The 20,792-nt window shown below is 70.1% G+C and carries 12 protein-coding genes; 5 read left to right on the top strand and 7 right to left on the bottom strand.

All coding sequences use genetic code 11. From position 1 onward, the window contains the following. Window positions 1-47 precede the first annotated feature (47 nt). Window positions 48-5,063 (top strand): hypothetical protein, encoded by a 5,016-nt coding sequence (locus tag NR810_RS22210; protein ID WP_257455241.1) that lies wholly within the window; start codon window positions 48-50, stop codon window positions 5,061-5,063. On the opposite strand, the gene NR810_RS22205 is transcribed toward NR810_RS22210, so the two are convergent. Continuing rightward, a complete protein-coding gene (locus NR810_RS22205) occupies window positions 5,041-5,505 on the bottom strand; it encodes a hypothetical protein (protein ID WP_257455240.1) in 465 nt (154 codons plus the stop codon). The two genes, NR810_RS22210 and NR810_RS22205, sit on opposite strands and share 23 nt — an antisense overlap. Before the next feature lie 215 nt (window positions 5,506-5,720). On the opposite strand from NR810_RS22205, the gene hemG reads away from it, so the two are divergent. Both hemG and NR810_RS22195 read left to right on the top strand, forming a co-directional pair. Next, window positions 5,721-7,115 (top strand): protoporphyrinogen oxidase, encoded by a 1,395-nt coding sequence (hemG, locus tag NR810_RS22200; RefSeq protein ID WP_257455509.1) that lies wholly within the window; start codon window positions 5,721-5,723, stop codon window positions 7,113-7,115. An 85-nt stretch (window positions 7,116-7,200) separates the two neighbouring features. Beyond that, complete coding sequence (locus NR810_RS22195; RefSeq protein WP_257455239.1) at window positions 7,201-7,860, top strand: HAD hydrolase-like protein; 660 nt, start codon at window positions 7,201-7,203, stop codon at window positions 7,858-7,860. A 16-nt stretch (window positions 7,861-7,876) separates the two neighbouring features. Here the strand turns inward: NR810_RS22195 and NR810_RS22190 are convergent, their stop codons facing one another. After that, window positions 7,877-10,822: a DEAD/DEAH box helicase gene (locus tag NR810_RS22190; protein WP_257455238.1), complete on the bottom strand. Its 2,946-nt coding sequence runs from the start codon at window positions 10,820-10,822 to the stop codon at window positions 7,877-7,879. A 386-nt stretch (window positions 10,823-11,208) separates the two neighbouring features. On the opposite strand from NR810_RS22190, the gene NR810_RS22185 reads away from it, so the two are divergent. Beyond that, window positions 11,209-13,158, top strand: a complete 1,950-nt coding sequence (locus tag NR810_RS22185) for a PAS domain-containing hybrid sensor histidine kinase/response regulator (RefSeq protein ID WP_257455237.1) — start codon at window positions 11,209-11,211, stop codon at window positions 13,156-13,158. 4 nt (window positions 13,159-13,162) lie between these two features. Next, window positions 13,163-13,642, top strand: a complete 480-nt coding sequence (locus tag NR810_RS22180; RefSeq protein WP_257455235.1) for a heme-degrading domain-containing protein — start codon at window positions 13,163-13,165, stop codon at window positions 13,640-13,642. A gap of 8 nt (window positions 13,643-13,650) precedes the next feature. Here the strand turns inward: NR810_RS22180 and NR810_RS22175 are convergent, their stop codons facing one another. The 5 genes from NR810_RS22175 to hemN form a co-directional block, all read right to left on the bottom strand. Further along, complete coding sequence (locus tag NR810_RS22175; RefSeq protein WP_257455234.1) at window positions 13,651-14,412, bottom strand: SDR family NAD(P)-dependent oxidoreductase; 762 nt, start codon at window positions 14,410-14,412, stop codon at window positions 13,651-13,653. Between the two features lie 131 nt (window positions 14,413-14,543). After that, window positions 14,544-18,143, bottom strand: a complete 3,600-nt coding sequence (gene cglD, locus NR810_RS22170) for an adventurous gliding motility lipoprotein CglD (RefSeq protein WP_257455233.1) — start codon at window positions 18,141-18,143, stop codon at window positions 14,544-14,546. Window positions 18,144-18,360: 217 nt separating this feature from the next. Beyond that, window positions 18,361-18,723, bottom strand: coding sequence for a response regulator (locus NR810_RS22165; RefSeq protein ID WP_257455232.1), 363 nt, complete (start codon window positions 18,721-18,723; stop codon window positions 18,361-18,363). 5 nt (window positions 18,724-18,728) lie between these two features. Next, window positions 18,729-19,316: a hemerythrin domain-containing protein gene (locus tag NR810_RS22160; RefSeq protein ID WP_257455231.1), complete on the bottom strand. Its 588-nt coding sequence runs from the start codon at window positions 19,314-19,316 to the stop codon at window positions 18,729-18,731. A gap of 2 nt (window positions 19,317-19,318) precedes the next feature. Next, window positions 19,319-20,689 (bottom strand): oxygen-independent coproporphyrinogen III oxidase, encoded by a 1,371-nt coding sequence (gene hemN / locus NR810_RS22155; RefSeq protein WP_257455230.1) that lies wholly within the window; start codon window positions 20,687-20,689, stop codon window positions 19,319-19,321. Window positions 20,690-20,792 lie beyond the last annotated feature (103 nt).

Below are 20,792 nucleotides of genomic sequence, written 5' to 3'. Positions count from 1 at the left end.
ACCCGCCCCACCAGGTCGGACCCGCGTGCCAAGAAGAGGGGGGCACCTTGATCTGCCTGGCCTGTGCCGAGCTCCGTGCCACGGACGCCGGAACCAACTGCCCGAGCTGCGGTACCGGGCTCGTACCCGCCACCCCGGAGCACCTCGACGCGCTCGTCCAGGAGAAGCTGCGACGGCGGATCTCTGATTGGCACGCCACACGGCTGCTCGACGAGCGCACCGCGTCCCGGCTCACCGAGTCCCTCGCGGGAGCGCCCGCCGCGAGCGCCGCCGTGCCGCTGCTCGAGGACGCGAGCACCCTGGAACGAAAGGCGGATGCGCTCGCCGGGAAGCTGGAGCAGCTCGAGGACTGGCGGCCAGGCTGGGGCCAGGCGTTCTTCCAGGCGCTGGAGAACGCGGCGCGCGCGGAGCGGGAAGCGAAGCGCGCGTCCGACGACGAGGAGCTCGACGTCGGCCTCGCCTCCGAGTCGGGGCAGGCGCTCTTCCACCGCGTGGACGCGGGCGCGCTCGGCGGCGGGCTGGATGCCATGGTGGCGCTCGATGACGCCGGAGACGCGCGAGGAGAGGCTCCGAAGCTGCACGAGTACGTCTGGTGGTTCCTCGGCGCGGTGCTGGTGCTCGGTGGCTCGCTCATGGGCGTGCGCGAGGCGTGGCGCGCGCTCGGAGGTGTGCCGCGCCAGTTGCTCGTCACGGGCGCCCTCTTCGCCTACCACGCGGGCTTCATCGGGCTCGGCGTGTTCCTCGCCCGGCGCTCGGCGTCGGCCGGGCGGGTGCTCGCGAGCATCGGCCTCGCGCTGCTGCCCGTGGTCTTCGTCGCGCTGTCCTCGCTGATGGGCCTGCACCCGGCGCTGGGAGGAGCCGTCTCGGCGGTGGCCGCCGGCCTGTGCCTGCTCACGCTGAGGCCCGCGGGCCGCCTGCTGTATGGGGCCTCCACGGTGTCACTCGGCGTGGCGCTGCTCCCCTCGCTGCTGGCGGGGCTCCCCCTGATGGGGCTGGACGATGCGCCCTGGACGCGCACCCTCTGTGCCTTCGGCGGTGTGGCGGCGCTCGGGGCGGCGGCGTGGCGGGCCAGCCGCGAGACCTCGGGCCGGGCCGGGCTGTCCGTCCTCACCACGGGCCTCTATGGAGCGGCCGCCCTGGCCGTCTTCTCCGTCGCCAGCGCACCGTCGGGCTTCGATGCCCTGGTGCCGGGGAGCCCGCTCTTCGCGGGGATGACGCTCTGGGCGGTGGCGCTCGCCTCGGTGGTGGCGGGAGTAGCGACCCGTGCCCCGGTACGCGAGGCCCATCCCCGAGCGGCCCCCGCCGTGGAGACGCTCGCGCACGCGGTGGTGGCGTGTGGCGCGCTCGCCGGGGCGCTCGCGGCCTTCTCCGTGCCGCCCGGGGTGGAGCGGTGGGTCGATGTGGCCTCGGCCTTCACACCCGCGGCGGCGGCGCTGGTCTTCTTCGTGCTGGAATCCAGGCGCCGGGCGCTGGTCCATCCGGCCGTGCTCGCCATGGCCCTGGCGGGCGTGCTGCTGGCGCGCCTGGAGATGCCCTCCGAGGCGGGCTGGTGGATGGTGGGCCTCGCGGCGGTGGGGGCGGGCCTGCTGCCCATCGCGCGGCTGAGTCCCCAGGGCTCGCTCCGCGTCTGGTTGGGCGTCTGGGGCGTGGTGCTCTCGCTGGCCTCGCTGCCACTCACCTCGCTGGCCACCTCGGTCTGGGGCTCGGGAGCGATGTGGCCGAAGGCCGCGGCGGGCGCGCTGGTGGCTGTCTCCGCGCACCTCGTCGCCGGTCATCGGTGGCGGGCCATGCACTACCTGGGAGGCGCCGCGCTCGTCTATTGCGCCGTCGAGGCCTCGCGGGCGAATGCCTACACCTGGACCCTGGTGGCCGCGCTCACCCTGGCCTCGGGTCTCTACGCCGTGACCGGGCTCATCCAGGAAGCGTGGATGCGTCGCAACGGCAAGACGCTCGAGCTCCTCCCGCTGGACGACCTGTCACTCGCGATGGCCACGCTGGCCGTCTTGCGCGCCCTCCCGGGCGTGCAGATCGGCTCCCATGATGGGGACACCCTTCCGGAGCTCCTGGACACCGGCGTGGGCCTCCTGAATGTCGCGATCTTCTGCGCTCCGGCCCTCCTCGCCTCGGTGCTCCTCCTGCTGCGTGTGGGACGGGACCGCAGCCGGCTCGTCAGCGCCCTGGCCGCATGGGGTCTCGCGTTCTCGGTCGTGCAGTTCGTCGAGCTGAGGAACTTACCGGTCCTCTCCGACCGGGCCCTGCTCCTCGCGCTGGTGGCGTTCGGCTTCTCCGCGCTCGCGGCGCTGCGGGGCCGGGGGTCCGAGCCCACCACTCCCGCCAGGAAGGGACGGCCCCTGATCGGGTGGCTCGAGCTGCCGTTCGCCGAGCGGGGCCGCCCGCTCTACACCGATGGCTTCGCCGCCGTATCGTTCCTGGCGGCCACGTTCGCCCTCGTCATGCTCGTGAACTGGATGCCGGCGCCCGACGAAGTCACGCGCTCCCATGCCGTGCTCGCGGGCGCGCTCCTCACGGGGAGCGCGGTGCTCGCCTTCCTCACGCGAGGCTTCGTCACGTGGCACCTGCGCGGCGCGGTGGTGACGCTCGCCGTCGCGGGGCTCTTCATCGCCCTCACGGCGGTGCTCAACCGCGCGGGCCGGCCGTTGCCGCCCGACGTGGTGGCCCTGCGCCTCCCCTTCATCGGCGTGGGACTCTGGCTGCTGGCGCTCGTGACCCGGCGCTTCGGGCCGTGGCTCGCCCGCCGCCTGGAGAACGAGCGCCAGGGCCGCCTGTACCACCTCGTTCCGCACGCCGGAGTGGCCGCGCTGGGCACCGTGCTCGCGGTGCAGGCCTGGATCGTCGGCGGGCCGCTCCTATCCCGCGCGCTGACGGTGGTGCCACCGCTCATGCCGCTGGGCGCGGCGCTCCTGGTGCTGCTGCTCTCCTTCTCCTTCAGGGCCCCGGGCCTCGTCCGGCTGGGGCTGCTCCTGGGGATTCCAGGGGCCGCGCTGTGGGCCGTCCATCGCACCGTGCTCGGACATGCGCTGGTGGCGTTCACTCCGCCGGGCGGGCAGTGGCTGCGCGCCGGGTTGATGGAAGCCGCCCAGAGCCTCGGATGGCTCGCGTCCGAGGCCTGGCTCACCTCGGGAGAGACGGTGCCCCAACTGTGGTACCGGGCCTTCGCGGGTGTCGCCGCCGCGGGGCTCGTGTACGCCAGCGCGGGGCTGGTGCTGTCTCCACTAGGAAAGCGGCTCGACATCCTCCGAGCCCTCCTGGGCAACGAGCCCGACTCCTTCGGCCAGCAGCTCACGCAGGCGCTGCACCACTGGTCGGGCATCGCCGCGGGGCTCGTCTTCGCGGCGGCGTTCCTCCAGCCCGGGCTGGAGGCGGCAGTGCTCACCCTCGCCTCCGGGCTGGTGCTCATCGCGGGCCGGGCGAAGAGCCGGGCGCGGCTGGTGGCGGGAATGGGCATCCTCCTGGTCGTCCATGCCCTGGCGCACCGCGAGCCCACCATCGGAGCGTGGCCGGGGCCGGTGCTCGCCCTCGTGGGGTTGCTGCTGGTGGCGCTGAGCCCGCGAGTGGCCCGCTGGCGTGGGATGGACGAGGGTGCGGCGCGGGCCCGTGCGCAACTGGGCGCGCTGTTCTTCGCCCTGAACGCGGCGGTGTACGCCCTGGCCAGCGGTGGCAAGGCCAACCCGCTGATGGCCGTTCCCCGCCTGCTGCTCGACGTCCTCTACGGACTCGGTGGACTCTGGACGAGCTCCGCCGCCCTGCCGGTGACCTCGGCGCTCGTCGCCGCCGCGCTGTTCACCGGCGCGTACCAGTGGAAGGGAGCGCTGTCGAAGCTGGGCGCGGGGTGGGCCTCGATGATGGCGGGGCTCGCCGCCGCGACGGGCCTCTCGGTGGGACTCCTGGGGGGCGCGGACGAAGCCGGGAGGTCCGCGGCGTACGAAGCCCTCCTCTCGCGGCACGGGACGGCGCTGGCGCTCGGCCTGGCGGGAGTGGCGGCGCTCGCGCATGCCGCCAACCGATGGATTCGCACCGGACGCGAGGACGTGGCCCGGGGGCTCGCATGGGGCCGGGACTTGTGGCTCATCGTGACGGGTGGCCAGCTCGCGCTGGTGGCGGCGTGGGTGAGCACACCGGACGAGCGGGCGCTCCCGTTGGCGGGCGCGGCCATCGGCCTCTCGGTGGCCGTGTCATTGCACTGCGCGTGGCGCGAGCGGACGGGCCGGCACGTGTACTTCGTGCAGGTGGCGGTGGTGGGCGTGTACGCGCTCGTGAGGGCCCTCTACGCGCGGGGCCTGCGTCCCGAGCACGATGCCCTCTTCGCCCTGGCGCTCGGCTTCGCGCTGGTGGGGGTGACGGTGCTGGCGCGGCGGGCGGGCGTCGCCCCGGTGGAGAAGGCGACCCGCCGGTTCGCGGCGCTGCTACCCGTGGGCATGGCCCTGGTGCTTCCCAGCGAGGCCACGGGCGAGGCCGCGCTGCTGGCGGGCGGCTCGGGCCTCCTGTACGCGGTGCTGGGCGCGGTGGAGCGCAGCCGGCTGTTCGGCTCGCTCGCGGCCACCGCCTGCAACGTGGCGCTCCTCATCGGCGCGCTCTCGGTGGACATGGAGGGCATCGAGGTCTACCTGGCGCCGCTCGGCATGCTGTTGCTGATGCTGGGGCAGCTCTTCACGAGCAGTCTGCCGCACGCGGCGAGGAACGCGGTGCGCATCGTGGGCGGTCTGCTGCTGTACGTGCCCGCGGCGTCGAAGCTGACGCTCCAGCTCGGACAGGCGGCGGATGGGACGTATGCCCTCGTGTTCGGCGCGGTGTGCCTGCTGGGCGTGGCCGCGGGCATGGCCTTGCACATCCGCGCCTACCTGGCGCTGGGGACGCTGTTCCTCACGTTGGACGTGGCGGCCACGCTCGTCCACGCCGGGCTGAGGGACCACCGCATCGGCTTCGTGGTGATGACGCTCACCGGCCTCACCATCGTGGGAGGCCGGGTGCTGGCCACCCTGCGCCGCCAGGAGCTGGAGCTGCTCGTCCGGCGCGTGCGCGTCACGCTCCGGGGTTGGGACTAGCGAACTCCCCGAGCACGACGAGCGAGCGGCCTTCCATGGGGAGGGCATGCTCCTCCACGGAGGTGAAGCCACGCTCGCGCGCCAGGTCCGCCAGGTGCCGCCGCCACGGGTTGTACGGCATGCTGTTGTCCGAGCAGCACGGCACCACGGCGAAGGGCAGCCGGTACTTCGCCGCGTACTCGATGATGATCCGCGTCGCCCCGTCCGGGTGCATGCCCACGAGCAGGTCGCACTCGCACGGCTCCTCCAGCGTGAACATGCGCTGGGCGTAGCGCACGGGCAGGTGCTTGTGTCGCAGATCGAACGTGGTGACCGTGCGCCCCAGCCGCGAGAGGGCCTCGTTCAACCGTCCCTGCCCTCCGGCGATGTCGAAGATGCGGGGGGCGGCGAAACGCTCGGTGATGAACTGGGCGAAGAGGTCGAAGCGACGCTTGTCGGCCATGCGTCCTCCTCTACACCAGGTCCGGTGCTCCGGATTCCCCTCAGGCGCCCTCCTGCCCGCCCGGGTGTGCCCGCTCCCGCGACGAGCGACTGGGCTTGACTTGGATTTCCAGGAATTCATATAAACCCATGACACACCCCGTCATGCGCCAGTGTTGATCCTGGTCATCTGCCCCCCGTGGCGATTCCGCGTACATGGCCCCGGCTGGTATCGAAATCAGAGAAGACCCGAGGAGCCGGCCCATGAGCGTCATCATCATCGGAGGAGGACTCAGTGGGATGGCGGCCGCCTTCCACCTGAGGCAGCGGGGCATCCCGGTGGTGCTGCTGGAGCGCGCCCCCCGTCTGGGAGGCAACATCCAGACGCACGTCCGCGACGGCTTCCTCCTGGAGAACGGGCCCAACAGCTTCCTCGACCACGAGCCCTCGATGCGCGAGCTGGCCCGGGCCCTCGGGGTCGAGGCGCTCATCCAGCCGGCCACCGACGCGGCCCGGAAGCACTACATCTATACCCGGGGCCGGCTGCGAGCCCTGCATCGCACCCCCTCCTCCGTCCTCGGCGCGGGCGTGCTGGGAAACCTGTTCACCCGCCGGGCCGCCCGTGACGCGAACAAGTCGCTCGCCCGCTTCGGCCACCGGCACTCCGGACACACGGCCACGTCCGTGGTGCTCGACGCGGTCCAGAGCGGGCTGTTCGCGGGAAACCTCGAGACGCTGAGCGCGCGAGCGGCCATGCCGCGTCTGGCGGAGCTGGAGCGGAGCCCCCGCGGCGGCCTGCTGGGGCTGGTCCGGGGGAGCTCCGAGCGCGAGGAGGAGTCCCGCCCCGGCACGCTGTGCTCCTTCCGGGGAGGGCTGCAACGCATGGTGGACGCCCTCACCCGGCGCCTGGCGACCATCGCCCGCACGAGGGTCCACGTGGAGCGGCTCATCCCCATCCCGGGAGGCTGGCGCGTGGTGGTGCGCGAGCAGGGGGAGCGCACGGAGCTGGAGGCCTCGCAGGTGGTGGTGTCCACCCCGGCGAACACGGCGGCCGGACTGCTGCGCGAGGTGGACGCGGAGCTGGGTTCCCTGCTGGGGGGTATCTCCTACGCTCCGGTGGCGGTGGTGCACGTGGGCTTCGCCCCGGAGTCCGTGCCGAAACCCGAGGGGGCGGGCTTCCTCGTGCCCGCCAGCGAGAAGCGGAGGCTGCTCGGGGCCATCCACTCCTCGACCCTGTTCCCCTGGCGGGCCGAGGGGGAGCGGGTGCTCTACACGTGCATGGTGGGCGGGCCGCGGCAGCCGGAGCTGGCCTCGCTGCCCCCGGAGGAGCTCGTCACGCTGGTGCGCGAGGAGCTCGCGGACATCACCGGGGTGCGCGCCGAGCCCGTCGTCACCGACGTGGTGCGCTGGCCGTGTGCCATGCCCCAATACAGCGTGGGCCATGAGGAGCGCCTGGCCGCCATCGACCGGGCCGTGGCCCGCTGGCCGGGGCTGCACCTCACCGGCAATGCCTATCGCGGCATCAGCATGGCGGACTGTGTGCGCGACGCCGCCTCACTCGCGGAACGGCTCGCGGCCCGGGTAGCGCCCACGGGCGGCGCCCTGGGGTTGGGCTCCCAGCAGCAGGCCTGAGCGTGTCGCCTTCGTACAGTTCCCGAGCGTCCTCGTGGGGGGAGTGTCCCGCCCACGAAAGACGAACCGGGTAGGGGGTGGAGCCGTGATTACACATGTCGTGTTCGATTTCGATGGAACGCTGGCGAACTCACTGGACGTGGCCATCGCGCTCTACAACGAGATCGCCGAGAAGAAACGCTACGGCAAGATGACGGCCGACATCCTCCCGGAGCTGCGCGAGATGACCGTGCGCGAGCGGTGCAAGCGATTGGGGGTTCCGCTCTACATGCTGCCCTGGATGGGGGTGCGGATCGGCAGGAGCTTCCGGAGCGCGATGCAGTCCATCGAGTTCAACGAGGGCGTCCCCGAGCTGCTGAAGGAGCTGAGGAGCCGGGGGCTGGAGCTCCTCATCCTGTCCAGCAACGACGAGGAGAACATCCGGGCCTTCCTGAAGCGGCACTCGGCCGAGGAGTGGGTGAAGGACCTCTATTGTGGTGGAGGAGTCTTCGGCAAGGCCCGCCGGCTGCGCGCGCTGTTGAAACGGACGGGGCTCCGGCCGGAGCAGATCGTCTACGTGGGCGACGAGCACAGGGACGTGGTGGCCTGCAAGCAGGTCGGCGTGAGGGTCATCGCCGTGCGGTGGGGTGCCGACGCCGAGGAGCTGCTGAAGCAGGCCGGGCCGGACTACATCGCCGAGCACCCGGCGGAGGTCGCCGAGTGCCTGGGCCGCTGGTCGGAACCGGCGCCAGCGGCGCATCCCTGACGAACGGGCCCTTCCCTCAGGAGAAGAGCTCGAGCAGGTCCTCGCGGGTGATGGCCGTGGCGGCCGACGCCTCGCTCAGGGCGGCCTCGAAGAGGGCGCGCTTCTTCTCCTGGAGTCCGAGGATGCGCTCCTCCACCGTGCCCTGCGACACCAGGCGGTACACCATCACCGGACGCTCCTGACCGATGCGGTGCGCGCGATCCGCCGCCTGGGCCTCCACCGCCGGGTTCCACCACGGATCCATCAGGAACACGTGGTCCGCCGCGGTGAGGTTCAGACCGGTGCCGCCGGCCTTGAGCGACATCAGCAGCACCGGCGCGCCCTCGGGTGACTGGAAGCGCGTGGTGATCTCCCCGCGGTTGGGCGTGGACCCATCCAGGCGCTCGAAGGCAATCCCCGCCGCCTTGAAGTGCGGCTCGACCAGATCGAGCAGCGAGGTCCACTGAGAGAACACCAGCGCCTTGTGCCCCTCCGACACGGCGGTGCCGAGCGCCTCCACGAGGGTCTGCACCTTGGACGACGTGTTGGCCTGCTGGCCCGGGACGAGCGCCGGGTGGCAGGCCGCCTGACGCAGCCGGAGCAGGGCCTCCAGCGCCTTGAGGACGCTGCCCCCCTCGTTGAGCAGCGCGACCACTTCCTTGCGGGTCGCCGCCATGACGGCGTCGTAGACGGAGCGCTCGCGCTCATCCAGCGACACGTGCATCACGGACTCGGTGCGCGGCGGCAGCTCGGGCGCGACATCCCGCTTGAGGCGCCGCAGGACGAAGGGCCGGATGCGCTTGCGCAGCCGATCCGCCGCCTCGGCGTTGCCCTCGGTGATGGGCCGGGCCGTCTTCTCCTCGAACTGCCTCCGTCCCCCGAGCAGGCCGGGGTTGGTGAAGTGCATCAGGCTCCAGAGCTCCTCCAACCGGTTCTCGAGCGGCGTGCCGCTCAAGGCCAGCCGGAAGTTCGCCTTGAGGCCGAACGCCGAGCGCGAGACCTGGCTCTCCGGATTCTTGATGGCCTGGGCCTCGTCCAGCACGACGGCCTCCCAGGTGCGGGCCCCGAGCACGGCCGCGTCCAGCCGCAGGATGGAGTACGTGGTGAGCGTCACATCGGCGGACTCGTCCAGGGCACGGCCGGGCCCGTGGTACACGCACACCTTGAGCGACGGGCGGAAGCGCTTGAGCTCCGCGGCCCAGTTCGGGAGCACGCTGGTGGGGCAGACGACGAGCGAACGAGGCCCCAGCACACAGATGGTCTGGAGCGTCTTTCCGAGGCCCATGTCGTCGGCGAGGATGCCGCCGAGCCCCGCGCTCCGGAGGAAGCCGAGCCAGCTCACGCCCTGCTGCTGGTAGTGGCGCAGCGTCGCGGAGAGATCCGCCGGCAGGGCCGGGGGCGGGAGCTTCTCGAAGCCCTCGATCATCGGCGCCAGCCGGTCGAGTCCCGGCGGAGGCGGCTGTTCGAGCGACTCACACAGGGCGCCCAGCTCCGGCAGGGCGTGATTGGAGACCCGGCCATCCGCCTGACGCGCGGCCAGGAGGTCCGCGACGCGCTGGCCATGCTTGTCCAGCCAGGCCCGGGGCAGGGGCGCCCAGCCGCCACCCTCCAGGGGAACGAGTCCCAGCCCCTCGTTCCACGCGCGGATGACGGCCGCCGCGTCCACGGACTGCGCCTCGCCCTTGCCGCCCTCCACCTGGAACTCGAGCGTGAAGCGCACCTCGGGGATGCCCGGCCCGGTGGAGGACTCCACCCGGAGCGAGGGCCGGAGCTTGACGTCCGGGCTCACCACGCCCGCCGAGTCTCCGGCGAGGTCCCCGCGCCAACGCCGCAGCTTGTCCGCCCAGCGCACCATCTCCTGGCCCTGGACCGTCACCCGCCGGCCGGGCACCAGGTTCAGCTCGTCCCGGAGCTGGTGGATGAGCCGCTGTTCGGCCGCCTCGTCCCGCAGGGGGACGGCCCCGCGCAGGTAGACCATCCGGCCGTTGTCGACGCGCACCGACGGCGGCGCCCCGTAGACGAGGGTGGGCAGGATGGACAGCCCCGACTCCAGCTGGTTGAGCTCCAGCAGGATGCGCGGCTTCATCTCGCGGTCGATGGGCGGCAGGCGCCGACTGCGGACCTCGACCGGCATGCGGCGGCCCAGATCCGGGAGCACCTTCGAGGAGATCTCCCCCATCTGCTCGGGCGCGAAGGTGCGGACGATCGGCAGGTTCTGCAGCCACGGCCCGGTCATCGAGGTCTCCCCCAGGCGCGCCAGCGCATCACCGCACAGGGCGACCCCCGGGCTCACGACCTCGGTGACGCGCGGGTCCTTCGTCACCGTCACCACCAGCTGCGCGCCACGATCCTCGGCGACCGCCCTCGGGAAGACGGCCTCCTCCGAGACGGCGACGGGCCGCCCGTCGAGCAGGACGTTGCGCGCCTGCTGGAGCACCTGGAGCAGTGCGTCAAGCCGCTCGGGAGGCAGCGCTCCGCGCGTGCGGCGCTCCAGGAGCCGATCCGCGAGGAGGTCCGACTGCTCGACCTGCAGCTTCGCGGCCTGGGCGGGCCTGGCGAGCAGGGAGGCGAGGGTGTCCTCCAGGGGCTCCTCGGTCCCATCGGCGTGGGCGAGCGCGCGGTGGAGCTCCAACCCTCCTGGGACGCGCGAGAACCGGTACACCACGCGCGACCACTTGTTCGCGGTGGACTCCATCGGGGTGTCCTGCTTCTCCGCCTGCTGGATGGAGATGGCGGCCGCCACCACGTGCTCGCACGGATCCACCCGGCCGGGGCAGTCGCACTCCCAGGCCTCGTCGCTCGGGTACAGGATGACCGTGAGGGGGACCGGACGCCCTGCTGTCTTCACCCTCAGCTCGATTTCACTCGCGGTCTGGGCCTGGAGCGAGACGGCACCGGCGCGGGCGAGGTTCACCCCGTTGGACCAGATTCCGGGGCGGGCTTCCTTTCGAACGGCTTCGAGCAGCTGAGCGGTCGCGGACATGGGAGATGCGACTCCCTACGCTCCGAGGGGGGCGCCGCGCAACGCCGATGTGCCCACCGGGGGGCACAAGGGACAGGAGGCCGCCCCCTCCCCCACCCCGGAAACGGGCGTGGAGGACTTCGACCCAGGCGATGAAAGCCCAGTTTGGGACAATGCCCCCACTCGCGCGCGGCACCCGCATCAGCCGCCACCGCGAACCGGGTATTCTCCAAGAGTTTTCCCAGCCACGCAATGGTACCTGGGAACTAGACCCTCGGATACATGAGCGCCCTCGAGAAGAACAACGTCAAGCTCCTCGGAAAAGGTAGGAAGGCGCTGATCTTCGCCCATGGTTACGGCTGCGATCAGCACCATCTCCGCCATGCGGGCCTTCCTGTGAGGGCCTGATGGAGGAGAGCGCCGAGGAGCTTTATGAGAGCGCGCCTTGTGGTCATGTCTCCACGCGTCCAGATGGAACCTTCATCAGGTTCAACCAGACATTCCTGACCTGGACGGGCTACTCGCGCGAGGAGCTCCTCTCCGGCAAACGGTTCCAGGATCTGCTGACCGTCGGGTGCAAGATCTTCTACGAGACGTATTACGCCCCCCTGCTGCGGATGCAGGGTTTCGTCAATGAAATCAACCTCGAGCTGAAACACAGGGACGGCCATTCCCTGTCGTTCCTGCTCAATTCCATCCAGAAGAAGGACGCGGACGGCAGACCCCTCTTGAACCGGACCGCCCTCTTCCATCTCGTCGACCGCAAGAAGTACGAGCGGGAGTTGCTGCTGGCCCGCCGGAAGGCCGAGGAGGCCATCAAGACCAAGACGGATTTCGTGTCCATGATCAGCCACGAGATCCGCACTCCCCTGAACGCCATCATGGGGATCTCGAACCTCCTGGGGGACACCCAACTCTCGCCCCAACAGGAAGAGTATGTCCGCATCCTGGGCTTCTCTTCCGCGAGCCTGCTGAACCTGATCAACAACGTCCTGGACTTCAACAAGATGGACGCGGGCAAGGTGACGCTGGAGGAGCGGAGCTTCGATGTCCGCCAGCTGCTCTACGACACCGTCTACGGCCTCGGGCTCAAGGCCGAGGAGAAGAACCTGCCCCTCCGGGTGGAGATCGACGAGCAGGTGCCGGCCTACGTCGTCGGAGATCCACTCAAGCTCGGGCAGATCCTCACCAACCTGGTGAGCAACGCCATCAAGTTCACGGAGAAGGGAGCCGTCACGGTGGAGCTGCGGCTGGGCGAGCTGTTCCCCGACTCCGCCGCCCTCGAGTTCCGGGTCACCGACACGGGCATCGGCATCGCGCGCGAGCGCCTGCCCCACATCTTCGAGGAATTCACACAGGCCAGCTACGACATCAATCTGAAATACGGGGGCACCGGCCTGGGGCTCACCATCAGCCAGAAGCTGCTGGAGCTGTATGGCACCCGGATGGTCGTGGAGAGCACACCGGGAAGGGGCTCGTCCTTCTCCTTCCGCTTGCGTCTGATGATTGGAGAGGAACCAGGGGAAGCGAGGCTCACGGCGGAGACCCCTCCGGACGAACGGTCGCTCCAGGGCCGCAGGATCCTGGTGGCGGAAGACAATGAAGTGAACGTGTTCGTCCTCTCGCGCTTCCTCCGGAAGTGGGGCATCGAATTCGACGTGGTGGGAGATGGCCGGCAAGCCCTGGAGAAGATCACCGGGCGCGATTACGACCTGGTGCTGATGGACCTGCAGATGCCCGGGTTGGATGGCTTCGAAGCCACCCGGCTCATCCGGAGTCTTCCCTCCGAGCGGCTCAAGCGGCTGCCCATCCTCGCGCTCTCCGCTTCCGCCAGGATCAGCCTGGGAGACCGGCTCGCGTCCGCGGGCTTCACCGACTTCATCGGGAAGCCCTTCAAGCCGGAGGAGCTCTTCACGAAAATCACCTTGTACGGCTTCCGGCCCTCGTCAACCACCGCGGCCAGCCGCTCCGATGAGGAGCAGCAGGAACAAGCCGTGGACCCGGTGCGTCCCCCGCCGGGTTTCAGCCTCGAGAAGTTCAGGCGGTTGACCGCGGGCGACCGTCAGGCCCTGGTGGAGCTGAGCACCATCACCCTCGAGAGCTACAAGGTCTACAAGCGCGAGTTCCAGGAGGCGCTCGAGACGGGCAACCTGGAGAAGTTCGCCTTCCATGCCCATAAAATCAAGGTGACCCTGGAGCTGATGCAGGCCCATGCGTTGAAGGCGGCCCTGCAACAGGGCAAGAAGCTCCTCGCGGAGAAGGAGCGCGCGCCGGACAGCATCCATGCCACCCTTCACACCATCCACGGCGAGCTGGATGCGATGATCAGGGCGTTGGAGGAAGCGCGGAAGGAGTAGGGACATGACTGGACTGCTGGAGCAGTTGTTGGAAGAGGAGGAGGCGTTGCAGTTCGACCACCTGGGCCACGAGGACGCGCTCGCCCTGGGACTGCGGCTGCTCGAGCGCGCGCGGCGCGAGCGCCTTCCCGTGGTGGTGGACGTGACGCTCGCCGGGCTCTGCGTGCTGCAATGCGCGCTCCCCGGCAGCCGCCCCGACAACCACGACTGGGTGCGGCGCAAGCGGAACATGGTGACCCGCTTCTGGCACAGCTCGTATTACATGGGCCGTTACTACGCCAGCAAGGGAACGAGCCTGGCCGGCAAACCCCATCTGGACCCCGCTGAATACGCGGACCACGGGGGCAGCTTCCCCCTGCTGCTGCGGGGGACGGGCTGCATCGGCAGCATCACCGTGTCGGGGCTGCCGCAGGAGGAGGACCACGCGTTGGTGGTGGGCGTGCTCCGCGAGTGGTTGGCGGGCCAGCCCCGCCGGGACACGTAGCGCCCGCCTCAGAGCACCCGGCTCGCGACGGCGTCGAAGAGGAAGTTGGGCACCAGCTTCGCCAGGCCGACGGCACGGTCCATGGGCCAGGGAAAGCCATACTCGGCGGCTCCGCGCGAGATGGCCCGCCCCATCAACTCCACGGCCGGCTCCGACTCCAGGAGGAAGGGCATGAAGTGCCGGATGCCCGCCGTCATCTCCGTCTTCACGAAGCCGGGCTTGATGCAGGTGACGCGCACCCGGGTGCCCTGGAGATCCACCCGCAGGCTCTCCAGGAAGGTATTGAGGAAGGCCTTGGAGGCCGAATAGGCCGCGTTCTGGGGCAGGCCCCGGCAGCTCGCCAGGCTGGAGACGCCCACCAGGTGTCCGCGGTTGCGCTCCACCATCCGCGGCAGCACCGCGGACAACGTGGCCACGGCCCCGGTGACGTTCACGTCGATGATCCGCTTCGCGTGCTCCCAGGGGAAGTTCCGGGCGTCGGTCTGTCCCCCCACGCCCGCGTTGGCCACCACCAGATCCAACCCGCCGCAGGCGTCGTCCAGCTCACGGACGCGCTCGAGCGTGGCCTCCGCCTCGGAGACATCCAGCGCCACGGGCTCGATGTCGGCGCCGGACACCCGGGCTTCCCGGGCCAGGGCCTCGAGGTTGTCGAGGCGCCGCGCGGCGGCGAACACCTTCACGCCGCGCTTGCCGAACCACAACGCCAGACCCCGGCCCAGACCGCTGGAGGCGCCCGTCACCAGCGCCGTCCGATAAGGCATCTCCGTCATGAACACCCTCCCCTGGCGCGGAGGCTTAGCGCAGGGGTTCGGATGCCACCAGCGAAGGCGTCGCGCGGAGTGCGCCGCACGGCCCGAAGGCGCCGGAGGTGAACAGAGCCTCCGGCGCCCCTACCCGCTCCCTACCGCCCCACCGGGGAGGCGGCGAGCGGGTCCAGACACGTCAACGCGCTCGCGTCCGCGGCGGAGGCACCCGTGTCCTCGCACCGGCAGAAGTCCGCGTTGCACTGCTGACCCGTCCCGCAGCCACCACAGTCCGGCTTGCAGACACAGGCGCACAGGTTCGGGTCCGCCTGGTACGTCGGCCCGCACCCGAGCGCCGCGGTGTCACAGACACAGCCGCACACCGCCGGGTCGAACCGCATGCCCGGCTGGCAGGTGGCGCTCTGCACGCACTGACAGGCACACGTGTTGGGATTGCACTCCTCGAAGCGGCCGCATTGCCCATTGCAGTCCGAGGGACAGGTGAAGTCACACACGGCAGGGTCGGTGTTGCACACCTTGCCGGGCGAGCCACCTCCCCCGCAGTCGGAGGGGCACGCGCACTGGCCCGACGCCAGGTCGCACGCCAGCCTGCCCCGGCAGAAGTCCGGCTCCCTCGGGTCGTAATAGGCCATGTCCGTCGAGCACGGCGGCGGCGAGCCATCCTTGTTCGGCGTGCGGTCGGTCCAGTACCGGTAGGAAATGGCGCCCTTCGTCGTGCCCACCACGGCGGGACGGCACGCGCCATAGAAGGACAGCGCCCGGCTGAGACCGTCCACGTCGAAGCCGTTCACGCGGCTGCGCGGCAGGTCGCTCGCGTTGCACAGCGAGGGATCCAACACCGACTCCAACGCCACCCGCACCGAGGCGCCAATGGGCGCCTTGAGCGTGCGGTGGCCCGAGGCGGCGATCACGCTGTCGAAGATGGCGTTGATGGTGGCCTGGAGGGACGTGCTGTTGCGGATGCTGCCCATGATGCCGCCCGTGGCCTGGATGACCTCCACGTGCCGCTGGTCGTTGACGGGCTCTCCCGGGTAGCACTCGCCACCGGCCGCGTCGCAGACGATGCCGTGCATCTGGATGAGCTGGCCGGTGGGGTTGGCGCCCTTGAAGTAGTTGATGTACGTGCTGACGGGGGTGAGGTCGTTCGTGTCACGCACGTCGGTGAGGATGATGACCACCAGCTTCGCACCCGGACGATACTTCTTGTCCGTGGGGGTGCTGGCGTTGGCCATGTAGTCCACCGCGCCGCGCGCACTGGCCAGCGTCTTCTCGTCGGAGGAGCCGCTGACGCCAACCCAACACAGCGCCGTGGTGTCCGGGCAGGGCGCGTTCCTCTGCAGCCACGCCTTGAATTGATTGATGTCGCGGGTGAAGCCGCGGAACACTCCAGCGTTGGGGATGCCATAGCCGGTCTGGGTGTAGGACGTGGTCACCATGCCAATGCGCCAGTCGAGCTGGGAGTTGGCCAGCCGGTTGGCCACGGCCGTGGCGGCTTCACCCAGCGAGCTCTGGGACGCCTCCATGGAGCCGCTGTCGTCCACCACGAAGAGGAAGTCGGTCACGCCGTTGCCCGAGGTGAAGACCTCGCACTGCTGCGCATCCGTGTCACCGAACTGGGCCAGTGCCGAGCCCTTCGCGGTGTCACCCATGACGAAGAGCCCCGGCTCCACGAAGCGGTTGGCGGGGGTGATGGCCAGCACCACCACGACGCTCTGGTTGGAACGGTGGACGTACTGCGCCTGGATCTTGTACGGCCCGTTCACGCCCGCCCCACCCGACAGAACCCCCGCCCCCGAGCCGACGAGCGTGTTGGCCACGGCGTTGGCGTAGTCGCGCAGGTTGGTGGTCGCGAGCTGGTCATAGTTGGCCAGCACCGCCGGATGACCATCCCAGGTGGTGAAGGTCTGGGTGGTGACGGTGGACGACGTCACGGCCGGGCTGAGCTGGCCGCGCACGTACGCCTCGTCCCCCACCGCCGTCGTCGAGGTACCCGCCTGCCCACGCTTGTAGGCGATGAAGGCCACCTTGTGGGTGTCGTCATAGCCGATGAAGCCGCGGCCGTTGCCGCCCACGAGGAGCTGCCGCACCTCCTGGAAGGAGGGCCGGAGCGCCAGGCGGAGATCACCGCCATTGTCATCCTTGAAGGTCACCTGCCGCAGGTTCTGGGGCGCACAGGCCTGACCGGGCAGCGTGTTGGACGCGCCGTCGCTGCCGTCACGCGGGTCCAGCTCGCCCAGGTCCTCGCGGCCATTCTGGTTGGTGTCCTCGGCCCCATCCGGGATGCCATCGGCATCGGTGTCGGCGTTGGTGGGGTCCGTGGTGATGGAGGGGTCCGCATCACCGGGGTAGCCGCAGGTGGAGTCGGGCGCCGCCCCGGCGGGAATGCCGCGCTCCACGCCATCGAGGATGCCGTCCAGGTCCGTATCCGGGCGGGTCGGGTCCGTCTCCACGGCCGGCTCACGCGTGCCGTTGGCGTTCAGGTCCTCACCGCGGAAGGCACCCTGATCCGCACCGTCCAGGAGGCCGTCACAATCGGAGTCCTTCTTGCGCGGATCCGTCTCGTTGGGGCCCACGCGTCCATCGTGATTGCGATCCTCGAGACCGTCCTTCAGCCCATCGCCATCCGTGTCCGGGTTCAGCTTGTTCGTCCCCGTGGCGTCCTCGATGAAATCCGGCACCCCGTCGAGGTCCGCATCGGGGTACCTGTTCGGGCCGCAATCGCTGGCATCGTTCGGGTTCGTCTCGCCCGGATCCACCCTGCCGTCGCGGTCGGCGTCTTCCGCGCCGTCCGCGCAGGTGTCACCGTCGGAGTCCCGAGTGAGCGGGTTGGTATGGGTGACCTCGAGCTCGAGCCTGTCGGAGAGGCCATCACCATCCGTGTCCATCGCCTGGGGATCGGTCTCGCCCGGGTCCTGCCGGCCGTTGTGGTTGGTGTCCTCCTGCCCGTCCTTCAGTCCATCACCATCCGTGTCCGCCACCACCGGGTGCGTGTGGCTCGCGGGGTCCAGGTCCGCCGGCACCGAGGCACAACGCGGGTCGACACTCGCCGTGATGCCCACCTCGACACCGTCCGGAATACCGTCCTGATCCGTGTCGCGCGAGACCGGGTGCGTCTTCAGCCCACCCAGGTAGAGATTGGAGTACTCCTGCCCATTGGACAGACCATCGCAGTCCAGGTCCCGCCCCGGGGCTCTCGGATCATCTGGATTGCCCGCGTCCGGCACCGTGCCCGCGTCCGGCACCGTGCCCGCGTCCGGCACCGTGCCCGCGTCCGGCACCGTGCCCGCGTCGGGCGGCACCTGGCTCCCACCATCCTGCTGGGTGCCGGCATCTGGCACCTGGCCGTAATCGTTGGCGTCGTTCGGGTCCGTCTCGCCCGGGTCCACACGACCGTTGCGATTGATGTCCTCCTGCCCCTCCTTCCGCCCATCACCATCCGTGTCCGCCACCGCCGGGTGGGTCTGGGTGGAAGGGTCCGCATCCGCCAATGTCACGAAGATGCAGCGCGGGTCGACGCTCGAGGTGCGTCCCATCTCGACGCCGTCCGTGATGCCGTCCTGATCCGTGTCCTGCATGCCCGGGTGCGTCTTCAGCCCGCCCGCGAGGACCAGGAGATACTCCTCCTCGTCCGACAAGCCATCGCAGTCCAGGTCGAAGTCACTTGGGATTCCCGAATCGGGTCCCAGCAGGGACACACTCTCGGGTTGAGCACCACCGTCGTCCGGTGGCAAAGCCACTCCACATCCCGCAGTACAGAGAGCGCTCCCCAAAAGGGAAGCCGCCAGAAAACGAAGAGAAGAAGTCATATGTCCACGAACTCGGGGGTCCGTCCCCCCCTCCATCGCGGAACATTACATGCGACCTCTGACTTACCGGCTGTCTTTGGAGCGGGAGACGCTCGGCCTCGCGATGCTCTCACACTCCTAGAGACCAAGATCTCGAATGGACGAGCCCTCAACGGCCCTGGATGCAGGTCCGCAGCTCGGAGATGAGCGTCTCGTAGCGCAGGGGCTTGCCCAGCACCCGGTACACGCCCAATGAAAGGGCGGCCGTGGAGGCCAGCGAGCTCACGAGCCCCGTCACCACCAGCACCGGCACGTCCGGCCGGGACTCGCGGGCGGTGCGCACCACGTCCAGCCCATTGCCTCCGGGCAGCTCCACGTCGGTGATGATCGCGTCGAAGACCTCGTTCCGAAGGCGCTCGAGGGCCTCCTTGCTCTCGCACAGGCCCACCGCGGAGTAGCCATCCATCAACAAGAGGTCGCACAGCGCTCCGGCGGCCACCGGCTCCCCATCCACCACCAGGATGCGCTTCATGGCACTCACCGCCCGCCCCACGGTTGTGGGCGTCCACCCCCCATCCGGCGCATGGGGGTGGCCGGCAGGGGAAAGGCCAGCTCCAGGGCATCCGCCGCGTCGGCCAGCGGCCCGTGCGCGGCCTCGATGCGCGCGAACTTCGCCCGCACCCGCTCCATCATGTCCACCGGCAGCAGCCGCCGGACGATCGGAAAGAACCGCCCCTCCTCCGCCTCCGTGTGGCCCCGCTCCAGGCGCACGTAGCGATCCGCGAGCACGTAGATGTCCTCGGGCTCCTTCTCGCCCCGAGTCACGGCCCGCGCCGTCTCGCGCAGCTCCTCGGCCAGCTCGCGCCCCACGGCGTGCTGCGCGGAGAGCGCCGCCATCACGCCCTCGCCCAGCGGCAACCCGCGCGAGGTGATGGCCTGGAAGACCTCGCCCTCCTTCGCGTCATGGCTGCCATCCACGAAGGTGAGGAGGAATTGCGCGGCCCGCTCGAAGAGCACCGGGGAGACATCGCCTCCGCCACGCCCGTGCACCACGGCCCGCTCGAGCACGTCCAGGACGCGTTCGATGTGGCGATGCTCGTTCATCAGGATGTCGATGGCGTCCATGTTCATACCGTCCGGGAGAAGCGGGGCCGCTCGGCCCGGCGCAGGTAGGCGTCGAACACCATCGCCACGTTGCGCACGAACAGCCGGCCCAGGGGGGTCACCTCGAGCTGGCTCCCGTCCCGGCGCACCAGCCCATCGTCTTCCAGCGGCCGGAGCCGCTCCAATTCCAGCGCGAAGTCGCGCGTGCCGTCCTCGCCCAGGTCCACCCAGAAGTTGCACATGAGCTGGGTGATGAGCGCGCGGCGGCGCCGGTCGTCCTCGGTGAGCTGGATGCCACGCTCGGTGGCGAAGCGGCCCTCGCGGACGCGCTCGTAGTAGTACGGCAGGGCGCGGACGTTCTGCGCATAGGCCCCGCCCACGTCGCTGATGCCGGTGGAGCCGAGCGCCACCACGTCCGAGGCCGCCTTCACCGTGTAGCCCTGGAAGTTGCGCCCCAGCGCGCGCCGCTCCTGGGCGCGGGCCAGCTCGTCCTCGGGGACGGCGAAGTGGTCCATGCCGATGGGCCGGTAGCCCGCCTCCACGAAGGCGGCCCACGCCGAGCGGAACAGCCCCAGCTTGGTGCGCGCGTCCGGCAGGGCCTCGGCCGGCATGCGCCGCTGGTGCTTGAGCACGTCCGGGATGAAGGCGAAGGAGTAGACGGCGAGCCGGTCCGGCCGCAGCTCCAGCACCTGCCGCAGCGTGCGCTCCCAGCCCTCCGGGTTCTGGTACGGCAGCCCGTAGATGAGATCGAAGTTCACCCCGGAGAAGCCCAGGTTCCGCGCGTGCTCCAGCAGGGCCCGCGTCTGCTCGAAGGGCTGGTGGCGGTTGGTCACCTCCTGCACCTTCGGATCGAAGTCCTGCAACCCCATGGAGACGCGGTTGAAGCCGAGCTCCCTCAGCAGGGAGAGCTGCTCCGGCGTGGTGACGGCCGGGTGCACCTCGATGGCCACCTCCGCGTCCGGCAGCGGAGAGAGGTGCTGGGTGATGCCACTCCACAGGCGCTCGAGCTGCCGCTCGGAGAGGAAGGTGGGCGTGCCACCGCCCCAGTGCACCTGCGACAGCTTGCGCCGGTGGCCCAGCCGCTCCACCACCCGGGCCAGCTCCTGGAGGACATGGTCGATGTAGGTGTCCGCCGCGCTCCGGTCCTGGGAGATGACCACGTTGCACCCGCAGTACCAGCAGAGGCTGCGGCAGAAGGGCAGGTGCACGTACAGGGAGAGAGGCTCATCGGCGCCAGCAGTTCCGGCCACATCGAGCCGCTCCGCGTAGTGCTCGGTACCGAAGTCCTGCTTCCACTCCGGGGCGGTGGGATAGCTGGTGTAGCGGGGGCCGGCGACGTCGTAACGCCGCATCAGCTCTTCGGAAGGCGTGGGGATTTCCAGGGACGAGCGCATCGGTGCTCCATGCCATTCCAAGCACCGTGCCAGCGCCGAGCCCTCGGAAACCCCTGTCCCGACAGCGTTTCCGGGCGCAAGGGCTGCGTCCGGACGCAATGGT

It is taken from the genome of Archangium lipolyticum (assembly GCF_024623785.1).
In the GTDB taxonomy this organism is placed as follows: Bacteria; Myxococcota; Myxococcia; order Myxococcales; family Myxococcaceae; genus Archangium; species Archangium lipolyticum.
Note: the sequence above shows the minus strand (reverse complement) of the source record. Positions and strands in the feature narration are given on the sequence as shown.